This is a genomic window from Shinella sp. 1A1 (assembly GCF_055379515.1).
The window spans coordinates 1074218-1089123 of record NZ_AP039671.1; the positions used below are offsets into that span (position 1 = coordinate 1074218).

Annotated in this window: 12 protein-coding genes; 10 read left to right on the forward strand and 2 right to left on the reverse strand. The window is 64.4% G+C overall.

Features of this window, described 5'->3' with window-relative positions:
• Positions 1–37 precede the first annotated feature (37 nt).
• On the forward strand, positions 38–859 hold the full coding sequence (locus tag ACZ48C_RS05290) for an enoyl-CoA hydratase (RefSeq protein ID WP_464782778.1): 822 nt from the start codon (positions 38–40) through the stop codon (positions 857–859).
• Here ACZ48C_RS05290 and ACZ48C_RS05295 read toward each other — a convergent pair whose 3' ends face one another.
• Positions 860–1696: an EamA family transporter gene (locus ACZ48C_RS05295; protein ID WP_119258740.1), complete on the reverse strand. Its 837-nt coding sequence runs from the start codon at positions 1694–1696 to the stop codon at positions 860–862. It lies immediately after the preceding gene.
• 240 nt (positions 1697–1936) lie between these two features.
• Here ACZ48C_RS05295 and ACZ48C_RS05300 point away from each other — a divergent pair, with 240 nt between their 5' ends.
• The 4 genes from ACZ48C_RS05300 (at position 1937) to ACZ48C_RS05315 (ending at position 4783) form a co-directional block, all read left to right on the forward strand.
• A complete protein-coding gene (locus tag ACZ48C_RS05300) occupies positions 1937–2374 on the forward strand; it encodes a CoA-binding protein (RefSeq protein WP_318911356.1) in 438 nt (145 codons plus the stop codon).
• 61 nt (positions 2375–2435) lie between these two features.
• The gene (locus ACZ48C_RS05305; protein WP_464782401.1) at positions 2436–2864 is read left to right on the forward strand and encodes a CoA-binding protein; all 429 of its coding nucleotides are present in this window, start codon (positions 2436–2438) and stop codon (positions 2862–2864) included.
• 95 nt (positions 2865–2959) lie between these two features.
• Positions 2960–4243 (forward strand): O-acetylhomoserine aminocarboxypropyltransferase, encoded by a 1284-nt coding sequence (locus ACZ48C_RS05310; protein ID WP_318911358.1) that lies wholly within the window; start codon positions 2960–2962, stop codon positions 4241–4243.
• A gap of 195 nt (positions 4244–4438) precedes the next feature.
• Positions 4439–4783 carry a cupin domain-containing protein gene (locus tag ACZ48C_RS05315; protein ID WP_119258736.1) on the forward strand — a complete coding sequence of 115 codons (345 nt, stop codon included), beginning with the start codon at positions 4439–4441 and terminating at the stop codon, positions 4781–4783.
• A 32-nt stretch (positions 4784–4815) separates the two neighbouring features.
• Here ACZ48C_RS05315 and ggt read toward each other — a convergent pair whose 3' ends face one another.
• Entirely contained in the window at positions 4816–6570 is a 1755-nt protein-coding gene (gene ggt, locus ACZ48C_RS05320; protein ID WP_464782402.1) for a gamma-glutamyltransferase, read from the reverse strand.
• A 262-nt stretch (positions 6571–6832) separates the two neighbouring features.
• Between ggt and clpP the strand changes: the two genes are divergently transcribed.
• The 5 genes from clpP (at position 6833) to ACZ48C_RS05345 (ending at position 14828) form a co-directional block, all read left to right on the forward strand.
• Positions 6833–7465: an ATP-dependent Clp endopeptidase proteolytic subunit ClpP gene (gene clpP, locus ACZ48C_RS05325; protein WP_318911361.1), complete on the forward strand. Its 633-nt coding sequence runs from the start codon at positions 6833–6835 to the stop codon at positions 7463–7465.
• Positions 7466–7752: 287 nt separating this feature from the next.
• Entirely contained in the window at positions 7753–9030 is a 1278-nt protein-coding gene (gene clpX, locus ACZ48C_RS05330) for an ATP-dependent Clp protease ATP-binding subunit ClpX (protein WP_119258733.1), read from the forward strand.
• A 423-nt stretch (positions 9031–9453) separates the two neighbouring features.
• Positions 9454–11877 carry an endopeptidase La gene (gene lon / locus ACZ48C_RS05335; protein ID WP_454635112.1) on the forward strand — a complete coding sequence of 808 codons (2424 nt, stop codon included), beginning with the start codon at positions 9454–9456 and terminating at the stop codon, positions 11875–11877.
• Between the two features lie 205 nt (positions 11878–12082).
• Positions 12083–12358, forward strand: coding sequence for a DNA-binding protein HupB (gene hupB, locus ACZ48C_RS05340; RefSeq protein ID WP_023516583.1), 276 nt, complete (start codon positions 12083–12085; stop codon positions 12356–12358).
• Between the two features lie 277 nt (positions 12359–12635).
• Positions 12636–14828, forward strand: coding sequence for an esterase-like activity of phytase family protein (locus tag ACZ48C_RS05345; RefSeq protein WP_464782403.1), 2193 nt, complete (start codon positions 12636–12638; stop codon positions 14826–14828).
• The last annotated feature ends 78 nt before the right edge of the window (positions 14829–14906 follow it).

A 14906-nucleotide genomic window follows, 5' to 3' on the forward strand; every position in this document is an offset into this window, starting at 1 on the left:
GCGTAGGACCGGAGGCGGAAACATGAAGGAGGCGATCATGGCGGATGTGGTGTCGTTCAGGAAAGAGGAGCCGACGGGCCTCGTGCGCGTCGAACGCGCGGAGCCGATCCTTCGGATCACGCTCAACAATCCGCCCGCCAATGCCCTCTCCATCGCGGTCATGGAAGCGCTCGGCGAGGCGCTGGATGCCGTCGCCGCCGATGACGCCATCCGCGTCGTCGTGCTCGCCTCGACGGGCAAGGTCTTTTCCGCCGGTCACGACCTCAAGGAGATGACCGCCCACCGCGAGGATGCCGACGACGGCTGCGCCTTCTTCGAGAGGACCATGCGCATGGCGGCGGAGATCATGCTGAAGATCGCCGCGCTGCCGCAGCCGGTGGTCGCCGAGATCGATGGGCTCGCGACGGCGGCCGGCTGCCAGCTCGTTGCGAGCTGCGATCTTGCCATCTGCACCGACACCTCCACCTTCTGCACGCCGGGCGTCAATATCGGCCTCTTCTGCTCGACGCCGATGGTCGCCGTCACCCGCGCGGCGCACCCCAAGCAGGCTATGGAGATGCTGCTGACCGGCGAGACCATCGACGCCTCCACCGCCAAGGACTTCGGCCTCGTCAACCGCATCGTGCCGCAGCAATATCTCCGTCAGGTCGTCGACAAATACGCCGCCGTCATCGCCGCAAAGTCGCCGCAGGCGCTGCGCATCGGCAAGGCCGCCTTCCGCGCGCAGGCCGGATTGCCGGTAGCGGAAGCGTACGATGTCGCGGTGGCGGCGATGGTCGACAACATGCTCGCGGATGACGCGAAGGAGGGCATCGGCGCCTTCCTCGGCAAGCGCATGCCGGAGTGGGACCGGAAGTAGCTAGGCGAGCTTCAGCACCAGCACGCCGCAGGCGATGACCGAGCCGGCGACGTAGCGCCAGATGCCGGCCTTCTCCTTGAGGATGAAGACCGAGATGAGGAGCGCGAAGAGGATGGCGGTCTCGCGGAGCGCCGCCACGGTCGCGACCGGCGCCCGGGTCATTGCCCACAGGGCAAGGCCGTAGGAGGCGATGGAGCCGGCGCCGCCGAGGAGGCCGCGCGCCCAGTTGCGCCGCACATGGTTCCAGACCGGCCGGGTGCCCCGCCGCAGGACTGCCCAGGCGAAGAGCAGCACCGGCGTCGGGAGCGACAGCCAGAGCGTATAGGAGACGGCGTTGCCCGAGACGCGCGCGCCCGCGCCGTCGACGAAGGTATAGCCGGCGATCACCACGGCATTGGCGAACGCATAGGCGATGGCGCGGCGGCTGCCGTGGCGTGCCTCGAGGGCAAGAGTGAGCACGCCCGCCGAGATGACGAGCACGCCGACCATCGCCATGGACGTCAGATGCTCGCCGAGGATCACGCCGCTGGTCATCGCGATCAGAAGGGGCGGCGTGCCGCGCATCAACGGATAGACGAGGCCGATATCGCCGGTGCGGTAGGCGGCGGCCACGAGCTGGAAATAGGCGAATTGCAGGAATGTCGACGTCAGGATGAACGGCCAGGCCGCCGGCTGCGGCATCGGCACCAGCGGGAGGAAAGCAAGGCCGATCACTCCGCCGCCGAGCGAGACCATCGCGGCGTCGAGCGACTTGTCGGTGCCGGATTTGACGAGGGCATTCCAGGTCGCATGCAGGGCCGCGCCGAACAGCACGAGAAAGAGAACGTCTAGCGGCAATCGGGGACCTCGGAAGGGCAGGCGCGCGAAGGGGAGTGCGTCTTCATCTGCCCAAAAGAGGCGGTTTGCAACCGGCAATTTTCAGGAAACCGCACGATCTGTCCCGAATCGGCACAGGGCCCGCGTGCGGGCGGGCAGGGGCACGGTCGCCTTCTTTAAGATTTCGGGCTAGAATGCGGCAGGGACGACGAATGACAGGCAGCCAGTGAGAGACGGTCGCGAACGCCGGAGGAGGCAGCGATGAACCATAATCACTATCCCGACAGCTATATTCGCCACATCCTGAAATCCGTGCACACCATCGCCGTGCTCGGCGCCTCGCCGAACGACGCACGGCCGAGCCATGGCGTCATGGGCTTCCTGCTCGGCAAGGGATACCGCGTCATCCCGGTCAATCCCGGTCACGCCGGCAAGACCATTCTCGGTCAACCCGTTTACGGGCACCTTGCCGACATTCCCGAGCCGATCGACATGGTGGACGTCTTCCGCGCCGCCAGCCAGTTCCAGGCGGTCGTCGACGAGGTGCTGGCCCTTCGCCCGCTTCCGTCGGTGATCTGGGGACAGTTCACCGTGCGCGACGATGCGGCCGCCGCCCGGGCGGAAGCGGCGGGCATCCGGGTCGTCATGGACCGCTGCCCGGTCACGGAATATCCGGTGCTGATGCTCAAGGCGTCCTGAGCGCTCATATTGACTTCACGTTGCGTTACCCCAATTCTCCGCGCAGAAACGGGAAAGCGCCATGAATCACGATTCCTATCCGGACTATTACATCGCCGACATCCTGCGCTCGACGAAGGTGATCGCGCTGGTCGGCGCTTCGCCCAATCCGGAGCGCCCGAGCTATAGGGTCATGGCCTTCCTGCTGCGCAAGGGCTATCGCGTCATTCCCGTCAATCCCGGCCAGGCCGGCAAGGAAATCCTCGGCCAGACCGTCGTCGCGCGCCTTGCCGACATAGCCGAGCCCGTCGACATGGTGGACGTCTTCCGCGCCGCCGATGCGCTACCCTCGGTCGTCGACGAGGTTCTGGCGCTCGCCCCGCTGCCGAAGGCCATATGGGGACAGCTCTCCGTACGGCACGACGAGGCCGCCGCAAAGGCCGAGGCGGCGGGCGTCAAGGTGGTCATGGATCGCTGCCCCGCGATCGAATATCCGCGCCTCGTCGCCTGAGGCCGCGCGGCCGGCGGATCGCCGAAAAATCTTTCTTTGACGGGGCTTTAAGTCTCTGAAATAGTCGCCCCGACTTTAGCCAGGGAGGCCATTTCATGAGCAAGAACAAGCCCGGATTTTCCACGCTCGCCGTCCACGCCGGCGCCCAGCCGGACCCGACCACGGGCGCGCGCGCGACGCCGATCTACCAGACCACCAGCTTTGTCTTCAACGATACGGACCACGCCGCCTCGCTCTTCGGCCTGCAGGCCTTCGGCAACATCTATACCCGCATCATGAACCCGACGCAGGCGGTGCTCGAAGAGCGCGTCGCCGCGCTTGAAGGCGGCACGGCGGCGCTCGCCGTCGCCTCGGGCCATTCCGCCCAGCTCCTCGTCTTCCACACGATCATGCGCCCGGGCGAGAACTTCATCGCCGCCCGCCGGCTCTATGGCGGCTCGATCAATCAGTTCGGCCACGCCTTCAAGTCGTTCGACTGGCATGTGCGCTGGGCCGATCCGGCCGACCTGTCGAGCTTCGAGAGCCAGATCGACGACAAGACCAAGGCGATCTTCATCGAGAGTCTGGCCAATCCCGGCGGCACCTTCGTCGACATCGCCGGCATCGCCGAGATCGCCCATCGCCACGGCCTGCCGCTCATCGTCGACAACACGATGGCGACGCCCTACCTGCTGCGCCCGCTGGAGCACGGCGCCGACATCGTCGTGCATTCGCTGACCAAGTTCATGGGCGGCCACGGCAATTCCATGGGCGGCGTCATCGTCGATGGCGGCACCTTCGACTGGTCGGCCTCCGGCAAGTATCCGGCGCTCTCCGAGCCGCGCCCGGAATATGCCGGCATGGTGCTGCACGCCACCTTCGGCAACTTCGCCTTCGCCATCGCCTGCCGCGTCCTCGGCCTGCGCGACTTCGGCCCGGCCATCTCGCCCTTCAACGCCTTCCAGCTTCTCAACGGTATCGAGACGCTGCCGCTGCGCATGCAGCGTCATTGCGACAACGCGCTCGCCGTCGCCAAGTGGCTGAAGAGCCACGACAAGGTGTCCTGGGTCAACTATGCGGGCCTCGAGACCGACCCTAACTATGCGCTGCAGCAGCGCTATTCTCCGAAGGGCGCGGGCGCCGTCTTCACCTTCGGCCTGAAGGGCGGCTACGAGGCGGGCAAGCGCTTCGTCGAGGGGCTGGAAATGCTCTCGCACCTCGCCAATATCGGCGACACGCGCTCGCTCGTCATCCACCCGGCCTCCACCACCCACCGCCAGCTCAGCGAAGAGCAGCAGGTCGCCGCCGGCGCCGGCCCGGACGTCGTGCGCCTCTCCATCGGCATCGAGGACGTTGCGGACATCATCGCCGACATTGAGCAGGCGCTCGCCAAGGCTTAGAAACCGGGTCGCCCCTCATCCGGCTGCCGCCACCTTCTCCCCGCAAGCGGGGAGAAGGGGATGTTGCACCGCTTTCCCAAAGCAGTAGCTTGCCGAGAATGGAAGCTGTTCGGCATGTTTCCTTCTCCCCGCTTGCGGGGAGAAGGTGGCCGGCAGGCCGGATGAGGGGCGATCACGCACACGAAAAGGGCCGCTATGAGCAAGGCACGTAATTTCGACATTTCCGGCATCGCGCCGGAAGAAGGCCGTCCGGCGGCCGACAGGCTGATTTCCGGCGATCCGGTCTTCACCAGCTGGAACATCGAGGAGGCCGATGGCGGCATCTATTCCGGCATCTGGCAATCGACGCCGGGCAAGTGGCGCATCCAGTACGACGAATGGGAATATTTCCACATCCTCGAAGGCCATTCCATCGTGACCTCCGACGATGGCGAAACCTTCGAGCTCAAGGCCGGCGACCGCCTGATTCTCAGACCCGGCTTCAAGGGAACCTGGGAAGTCGTTGAAACGACTCGCAAGGACTATGTGATCCGGCTTTAGGATCGCGCCGCGCTACCTCCTTCCGGCCTTGCCTATCTCCCGACCGCCACGCCCTCGCGGCGGGGATCGGCGGCGCCCCGGATGCCGCCCTCGGTCAGCTCGATGGCGTGGAGGCCGGAATTCATCTCGCCGGGCTTGATCTCGTAGCCGAGCGCCTTCAGCGGCTCGGCCAGCTTTTCCGCATCCGTGCCCGCCTCGATCTCGTAGGGGCCGAAGCGGTTGATGAGATGGGGCATGGCGACGACGTCGCCGATATCCATGCCCCAGTCGATATAGGCGACGAGCGCCTGTGCCACATAGCCGATGATCTGGCTGCCGCCGGGCGAGCCGATGGCAAGGAGCGGCTTGCCGTCCTTGAGCACGATGGTCGGCGACATCGAGGAGCGTGGGCGCTTGCCCGGCTCGACGCGGTTGGCGATCGGCACGCCCTCGTCATGCGTCTTGAAGGAGAAGTCCGTCAGTTCGTTGTTCAGCAGGAAGCCGCCGGTCATCAGCCGTGAGCCGAAGCCGTTCTCGATGGTCGTCGTCATGGAGACGACATTGCCCGCCTTGTCGACGATGACGAAATGGCTGGTGGAGGGCAGTTCGAGCGCTGCGTCGCGGCCGAAGTTGAAGGCGTGGTCCCATTCCGGCCTGCCGGCCGTCACGGCGTCGTCGCCGAGCGCCTTTTCTCCGTCGAGCAATTTCGCCCGTTCGCCGAGATAGGTCTTGTCGAGAAGGCCCTCGATCGGCGCGGGCACGAAGTCGGTATCGGCGAGGTAACGCTCCCGGTCGGCGAAGGCGAGGCGCTGGGCGTCGCCGATCAGCCGCCAGCTTTCCGGATTGTCCTTGCCGAGCGCCTTGAGGTCGAAGTTCTCCAGCATGCCGAGCATCTCGCCGATGGCGACCGCGCCGGAGGAGGGCGGCCCCATGCCGCAGACGTCGAGCGCCCGGTAGCGGGCGCAGACCGGCCGGCGCTCCTTCACCCGATAGTTGGCGAGATCCTCCAGCGAGAGGACGCCGGCATTCCTGCCGGACATGCGCACCGTATCGACGATCCCCTCGGCGATCGGGCCGCTGTAGAAGGCCTGCGCGCCGCCCTTGGCAATCGTGGCGAGAGTTTCGGCATAGGCGGGGTTCTTCAGCACGGCGCCGGCCTTCAGCGGCGCGCCGTCGGCGCCGAAGAAATAGGAGGCTGTCGCCTCGAAGGTCTTCAGCCGCTCGCCCTCAGCGGCGATGAGGCCGGCAAGGCGCGGCGAGACGGCAAAGCCCTCGCGCGCCAGTGTTTCCGCCGGCGTGAAGAGATCCTTCCACGGCTTGCGGCCCCAGCGGTTGTGCGCCTGCTGCAACAGCATGACGGTGCCGGGCGTGCCGACCGAGCGCCCGCCGACGACGGCATCGAAGAAATCGAGCGGCTGGCCCGTCTTATCGAGGAAGAGCTTCGGGGTCGCTTCCATCGGCGCGGTCTCGCGCCCGTCGAGCGTGACGAGGCGCTTCGCCTCGGCGTCGTAATAGACGAGGAGCGCCCCGCCGCCGAGGCCGGAGGACTGCGGCTCCACGAGGCCGAGCACGGTCTGGACGGCGACCATTGCATCGATGGCGCTGCCGCCCTCGGCAAGAACCTTCTCGCCTGCCGCCGCCGCGAGCGGATGGGCGGCGGCGACCATATGGTCCTTCGCGGTCGCGACGCTCGCCGCGGCAAGGCCGGTCGCCCGTTCGGGGGCGATCGTGTCCGACGCCTGCTGGGCGAAGGCGCCCGTCGCGGTCATGAGAAGCAGCGAAAGGGCTGCGATCGATGGTCTCGTCATGGCTGCCTCCGTCCGGCGGCTGGGGCGATGGGGTGGGGCGGGAGGGATGGCCGGATTCATCCTTCCTTCACCTTGCCTCCGGTTCGGTTGTGGAAATCGCGGTTCCACCTCGCGCCGGTTAACCGCATTCTGGCATAGAGCGCCGCAAAACGCTTGGCCGTCTTGAAGTCGGATACCCTGACACTCTATGTAGGGAAGACGAAACTTGCTGATTCCCAACGTTTGCGAAGGGTTTCAGAGCCACCTGAGATGAAGGATTGATATGAGAAATCCCGTAGATACCGCCATGGCTCTGGTGCCGATGGTCGTCGAGCAGACCAACCGCGGCGAGCGTTCCTACGACATCTATTCGCGCCTCCTCAAGGAGCGCATCATCTTCCTGACGGGTCCCGTCGAAGATCACATCGCAACGCTCGTCTGCGCGCAGCTCCTCTTCCTTGAGGCAGAAAACCCGAAGAAGGAAATCGCGCTCTACATCAATTCGCCGGGCGGCGTCGTGACCTCGGGCATGGCGATTTATGACACGATGCAGTTCATCAAGCCGGCCGTGTCGACGCTCTGCATCGGCCAGGCCGCGTCCATGGGCTCGCTGCTGCTCGCTGCCGGCCACAAGGACATGCGCTTCGCGACGCCGAATGCCCGCATCATGGTTCACCAGCCCTCCGGCGGTTTCCAGGGCCAGGCATCGGATATCGAGCGCCACGCCAAGGACATCCTCAAGATGAAGCGCAAGCTGAACGAGGTCTATGTCAAGCACTGCGGCCGCACCTACGAGGAAGTGGAGCAGACTCTCGATCGCGACCATTTCATGAGTGCGGACGAGGCGAAGGACTGGGGCCTGGTGGATCAGGTCATCACCAGCCGCGCCGAGGCCGAGGGCGGCGAAAGCGCCTGAAATCAAGGTTTTGTGTGCGGATGAGGCATATTGTGACGCATTTGTAATGGTCACGGGCTTTATCCGCACGGCAAACCCGTTAATATTGGCCGTTAATGCTATGTTGATTTGACAGACCTAGCATTCGGTAATTCGGTGGGGCTTCGTTGCCACCGGTTCGGGCGGTGCCCATGCCGGTCAGTACCCCTGGAGCCTTCGAAGGGCGGCGCGAGCGGCCCCCCGAGAAGGTGGTTTGAGTGGTCCGGCCATCTTCCTGAAGATGAACGGCGTGCTGGAAGGAAAGTGATATGAGCAAGGTCAGCGGCAGCAACGGCGGCGACTCCAAGAATACCCTTTACTGCTCCTTCTGCGGCAAGAGCCAGCACGAGGTCCGCAAGCTGATTGCCGGACCGACGGTGTTCATCTGCGATGAATGCGTCGAACTGTGCATGGACATCATCCGCGAGGAGAACAAGACCTCGATGGTGAAATCCCGCGACGGCGTTCCCACGCCCCAGGATATCATCAAGGTCCTCGACGAATACGTCATCGGCCAGCAGCAGGCCAAGCGCATCCTGTCGGTCGCGGTGCACAACCACTACAAGCGCCTGGCGCATGCCGCCAAGGGCTCGGATGTGGAACTGGCGAAGTCGAACATCATGCTGGTCGGCCCCACGGGCTGCGGCAAGACCTACCTCGCCCAGACGCTCGCCCGCATCATCGACGTGCCCTTCACCATGGCCGACGCCACGACGCTGACCGAAGCCGGTTACGTCGGCGAGGACGTGGAGAACATCATCCTCAAGCTCCTGCAGGCGGCCGACTACAATGTCGAGCGCGCGCAGCGCGGCATCGTCTATATCGACGAGGTCGACAAGATCTCGCGCAAGTCCGACAACCCGTCCATAACCCGTGACGTCTCGGGCGAGGGCGTGCAGCAGGCGCTTCTGAAGATCATGGAAGGCACGGTTGCCTCCGTGCCGCCGCAGGGCGGCCGCAAGCATCCGCAGCAGGAATTCCTGCAGGTCGACACGACGAACATCCTGTTCATCTGCGGCGGTGCCTTCGCAGGTCTCGACAAGATCATCTCCGCCCGCGGCGAGAAGACTTCCATCGGCTTCGGCGCGACGGTTCGCTCGCCGGAAGATCGCCGCGTCGGCGAAGTCCTGCGCGACCTGGAGCCGGAGGACCTGGTAAAGTTCGGCCTCATCCCGGAATTCATCGGCCGTCTGCCCGTCCTGGCGACGCTGGAGGACCTCGACGAGGATGCGCTGATCCAGATCCTGTCCGAGCCGAAGAACGCGCTGATCAAGCAGTACCAGCGCCTGTTCGAGATGGAAGACGTCGAGCTGACCTTCCACGAGGACGCGCTGCGCGAGATCGCCCGCAAGGCGATCGTCCGCAAGACCGGCGCCCGCGGCCTTCGCTCGATCATGGAGAAGATCCTGCTCGACACGATGTTCGAGCTGCCGACGCTGGAAGGCGTCCGCGAGGTCGTCATCTCCGACGAGGTGGTCAAGGGCGCGGCCCGTCCGCTCTACATCTACTCGGAGCGCTCCGAGGAGAAGGCGAACGTCTCGGCCTGAACCTCCGGCTCTCCTTGCCAACGATCTGGACCCGCCCACGGCGGGTCTTTTCGTTTGAAAATCACTGGTGATATTTCGTGACTAGCCGCTTCTGCCCATCGAGGGCATGATACGCGACTGATCCGGCGCGCAGGTGAGGCGTTGCGAAACGGCACGCGCCGCGCGAATATGGAAGACTTCGATTCTGTTTCGCGTATGCTCCGGCAATGATTGCCGGGGGAAGGCCGCAAGTTCCGCGACAGCGCGGAAGACTAGACTTCCTTGATGGTTCGTCTGGTTCGGCGCGGGGGTGGGGCACCTCGGCGCCGGGCTTGAAAAAGCGTTAGCCGCACGCCACCTGTGGATGGAAAAGATAGCCGGCCCGGTGTTCCCAGGCACCGAGTGGACCGGTTCCCGGAAACGGGACGTTTGAAAGGAAATGACATGACGAAAAAGACGTCTGCGCCGCACGATTCCACGGCCTTCCCGGTCCTGCCCCTGCGCGACATCGTGGTGTTCCCGCACATGATCGTGCCGCTGTTCGTCGGTCGCGAGAAGTCGATCCGCGCGCTGGAAGAGGTGATGGGCACCGACAAGCAGATCATGCTTGCCACCCAGATCAACGCTTCCGACGACGATCCGGAGACCGACGCCATCTACCGCATCGGCACCGTCGCCAACGTTCTCCAGCTCCTGAAGCTGCCTGACGGTACCGTGAAGGTTCTCGTCGAGGGCCGCGCCCGCGCGGAGATCGACGGCTACACCGAGCGCGAGGAGTTCTACGAGGCGATGGCGCATGTGCTGCCTGAGCCGGACGAGGACCCGGTCGAGATCGAGGCGCTGTCGCGCTCGGTCGTCTCCGAGTTCGAGAACTATGTGAAGCTCAACAAGAAGATTTCGCCGGAAGTCGTCGGCGCCGCGAGCCAGATCGAGGACTACTCGAAGCTCGCCGACACCGTCGCTTCGCACCTCTCCATCAAGATCGTCGAAAAGCAGGAAATGCTCGAGACGACCAGTGTCAAGCTGCGCCTCGAAAAGGCGCTCGGCTTCATGGAAGGCGAGATCTCGGTCCTGCAGGTGGAAAAGCGCATCCGCTCGCGCGTCAAGCGCCAGATGGAGAAGACCCAGCGCGAATACTACCTCAACGAACAGATGAAGGCGATCCAGAAGGAACTCGGCGACGGCGAGGACGGCCGCGACGAGATGGCCGAACTGGAAGAGAAGATCGCCAAGGTCAAGCTCTCCAAGGAGGCCCGTGAGAAGGCGGATGCCGAGCTGAAGAAGCTGCGCCAGATGAGCCCGATGTCGGCGGAAGCCACCGTCGTGCGCAATTATCTCGACTGGCTGACGGGCATTCCGTGGGGCAAGAAGTCGAAGATCAAGACCGACCTGAACGCCGCCGAGAAGATCCTCGACGAGGATCATTTCGGCCTCGACAAGGTCAAGGAGCGCATCGTCGAATATCTCGCCGTGCAGGCCCGCTCGACCAAGATCAAGGGCCCGATCCTGTGCCTCGTCGGTCCTCCGGGCGTCGGCAAGACCTCGCTCGCCAAGTCGATCGCCAAGGCGACCGGCCGCGAATATATCCGCATGGCGCTCGGCGGCGTGCGTGACGAGGCCGAGATCCGCGGTCACCGCCGCACCTATATCGGCTCGATGCCCGGCAAGGTCATCCAGTCGATGAAGAAGGCGAAGAAGTCCAACCCGCTCTTCCTGCTCGACGAGATCGACAAGATGGGCATGGACTTCCGCGGCGACCCGTCTTCGGCCCTGCTCGAGGTGCTGGATCCGGAACAGAACTCGACCTTCATGGATCACTACCTGGAAGTCGAATACGACCTGTCCAACGTCATGTTCGTGACGACGGCGAACACGCTGAACATTCCCGCGCCCCTGATGGACCGCATGGAAGTGATCCGCATCGCCGGCTACACGGAGGAAGAGAAGCTGGAAATCGCCAAGCGGCACCTGCTGCCCAAGGCGATCCGTGACCACGCGCTGCAGCCGAAGGAATTCTCGGTCACCGACGGCGCGCTGATGGCGGTCATCCAGCAGTACACCCGCGAGGCGGGCGTTCGTAACTTCGAGCGTGAACTGATGAAGCTCGCCCGCAAGGCGGTCACCGAGATCATCAAGGGCAAGGCGAAGAAGGTCGAGGTCACGGCTGACAACATCCATGACTTCCTCGGCGTTCCGCGCTTCCGCCACGGCGAAGCCGAGCGTGAGGACCAGGTCGGCGTCGTCACGGGCCTTGCCTGGACGGAAGTCGGCGGCGAGTTGCTCACCATCGAAGGCGTCAGCCTGCCGGGTGGCAAGGGCCGCATGACGGTCACCGGCAACCTGAAGGACGTGATGAAGGAATCGATTTCGGCGGCGGCCTCCTATGTCCGCTCGCGCGCCGTCGATTTCGGCATCGAGCCGCCGCGCTTCGACAAGACGGATATCCACGTGCATGTGCCGGAAGGCGCGACGCCGAAGGACGGTCCGTCGGCCGGTATCGCCATGGCGACCGCCATCGTCTCCATCATGACCGGCATCCCTGTCTCGAAGGATATCGCGATGACGGGCGAAGTGACGCTGCGCGGCCGGGTCCTGCCGATCGGCGGCCTCAAGGAAAAGCTGCTCGCGGCGCTTCGCGGCGGCATCAAGAAGGTGCTGATCCCGGAAGAGAACGCCAAGGACCTGGCGGACATTCCGGACAATGTGAAGAACAGCATGGAGATCGTCCCGGTCTCGCGGATGGGCGAGGTGATCGCGCATGCGCTCACCCGCAAGCCCGAGCCGATCGAGTGGGACGGCACGGTCGAGGCGGCCAAGGTGCCGCCCGTCGAATCGACCGAGGACGGCGCCGGAGCGGTCGCGCACTGAGCCTTCCGCCCGGGGCAATTTGCCCGGCCATGACTGGAAAATGCCAAAAGACCGGCCCTTGGGCCGGTCTTTTTCGTCGAAAAGAGTGTGTAAACCCCGGATTATCAGGCTTTCCGGGCGAAATATTCTTGCGGGGCGAAGGCCGATGCGTATTCTGCCCCCGACTTGTATGAGTCGTTTCAAACCGTAAGAAAGGGGTGGAAACATGAACAAGAATGAACTCGTATCCGCAGTGGCTGAGAAGTCTGGCCTCTCCAAGACGGACGCAGCATCTGCTGTCGACGCCGTTTTCGAGACGATCCAGGGCGAACTCAAGAACGGCGGCGACGTTCGTCTCGTCGGTTTCGGCAATTTCTCCGTGTCGCGTCGTGAAGCTTCGAAGGGCCGCAACCTTTCGACGGGCGCCGAGATCGAAATCCCGGCTCGCAACGTGCCGAAGTTCTCGGCCGGCAAGGGCCTGAAGGACGCCGTCAACGGCTGATCTTCAGCCGCCGTGTGATCTCCGCGTGCAAGCGCGGCCGGTCCTGCGGCAGCTAAACGCTCTCCGCCTTTCGCGCGTCGTCACCGACGCGCGGCGCTGGAGGGCAGAGCGGTTATCCACTCCGCCGCCATCCTGATTTCAGGATCTGGGGTCCGGTTCGTCCGGGCCCCTTTTTATTTGCGCGGAAGGCGCACCCCACCATCTCGATTGTCATCGCGCTGTAACAGGAAAGCCTCAGAACCGCCGGGTTCCTATTGACCGGATTCCGGAGGATTTCATGAAAACCCGTTCGCTCACCGCTGCGCTGGCAGCGGTCCTCGCCGCATCGGTGGCCTCTGCCGCCAGCGCCGAGCCCGTATTCAATCGCATTGCGTCCTTTGCCGTCGCCGATAACCTGCCGGAAGGCGCGGACAAGGCGAAGCCGACCTCGTCCGAAATCATCGCCGCCTCCGAGGACGGCAACACGCTCGTCTATTCCGACAGCCCGAACAAGGCGATCGGCTTCATCGACATCACCGACGCCAGGGCGCCGAAGGCCGGCGGCACCGTCGCCTTCGAAGGCGAACCGACCTCCGTGACCTTTGCGGCTGGCAAGGCGCTGGTCGCCGTCAACACGCGCGAAAGCTATGTGAAGCCTTCCGGCATCCTCGCCCAGGTCGACGTCGCCTCGAAGACGGTCGATGCGACCTGCGATCTCGGCGGCCAGCCGGATTCGATCGCACTCAACAAGGATAAGACGCTCGCCGCGATCGCCATCGAAAACGAGCGCGACGAAGAGGTCAATGACGGCGCCATCCCGCAGATGCCGGCCGGCGATCTGGTTCTTCTCTCGCTGAAGGACGGCGTCGTCGATTGCGGCTCGATCAAGCACGTAGCCCTGACCGGCCTTGCCGAAATCGCCGGGGGGGACCCCGAGCCTGAATTCGTCTCCTTCAACGGTCTCGACGAAGTCGCCGTCACCCTGCAGGAAAACAACCATATCGTCATCGTCGACGGCAAGACGGGCGCGGTGAAAACCCACTTCTCCGCCGGCACCGTCAGCCTCGAAGGCGTCGATACCAAGAAGGACGGTGCGCTGAAGTTCACCGGCAAGGTCGAGGACGTCGCCCGCGAACCCGACGCCGTGAAGTGGCTGGACGACAACCGCCTCGTCGTCGCCAATGAAGGCGACTGGAAGGGCGGCGCCCGCGGCTTCACCATCTTCGACAAGCAGGGCAAGGTTCTCTATGAGAATGGCCCGGCCTTCGAACGCGAGATCGCCAAGATCGGTCACTACCCGGACAAGCGCAACAAGAAGGGCGTCGAGCCGGAAGGCCTGGAAGCCGCGAAATTCGGCGAGGACAACCTGTTCTTCGTGCTGGCCGAGCGCGCCTCCATCGTCGGCGTCTACAAGGACACCGGCGGCGAGCCCGAGCTTCTCCAGCTTCTGCCGTCGGGCATCGCGCCTGAAGGTGCCGTTGCCATTCCGGCCCGCAACCTCCTCGTGACGGCCAACGAGGCCGACCTCGTCGAGGACGGCGGCGCGCGCTCGCATGTCATGATCTATGAACGCGCGGAAGGGGAGGCTGCCTATCCGCAGATCGTCTCCACCGAGAAGGACGGCGAGCTGATCGGCTTCGGCGCGCTTTCCGGCCTTGCCCCGGTCAAGGACAAGCCGGGCATGCTCTATGCCGTCAACGATTCCTTCTACGCTTCCCAGCCGACGATCTTCACGATCGACGCGACGGGCAAGCCGGCGAAGATCGTCGATGCCCTGCGCATCACCCGCAACGGTGCTCCCGCGCAGAAGCTCGACAGCGAAGGCCTGACGCCGGATGGCGAAGGCGGCTTCTGGCTGGCCAACGAAGGCGATGCCGACAAGCTCTATGCCCATGCCATCATCCACGTGAACGCGAAGGGCGAGATCGACAAGGAGATCGCCATTCCTGCCGAGCTGCGCGCCGGCGAAAAGCGCTTCGGCTTCGAAGGTATCACCAGCGTCGGCGAGGGTGACGACACGGTGCTCTGGATGGCAGTGCAGCGCGAATGGGGCGACGACGAGAAGGGCTTCGTGAAGCTCGTCTCCTACAAGCCCTCCGACAAGGAATGGGGCGCTGTCCGCTACCCGCTCGAAAAGACCGAAAGCGGCTGGGTCGGCCTCTCCGAGATCACGGCGAACGGTGATCACGCCTATATCATCGAGCGTGACAACCTGATCGGCCAGGCCGCCAAGCTGAAGAAGCTGTACCGCGTCGCGCTGGCCGACCTGAAGCCGGCCAAGCTCGGCGGTGAACTGCCGGTCGTGAAGAAGGAGGAGGTCCGCGACCTCATTCCCGACCTCAAGGCCACCAACGGCTATGTCGTCGACAAGGTCGAGGGCTTTACGATCGATGCGGCCGGCAACGGCTTCGTCGTGACGGACAATGACGGCGTGGACGATTCGTCCGGCGAAACGCTGTTCTTCGGTATCGGCCCGCTCAACGCCATGTAGGCGGCGGGTCCCGCGTCCTCCTCGTGCGGGGGAGGGCGCGGTTTTCCATGTCCAAACGAAAAGGCCGGGATCCTGCGA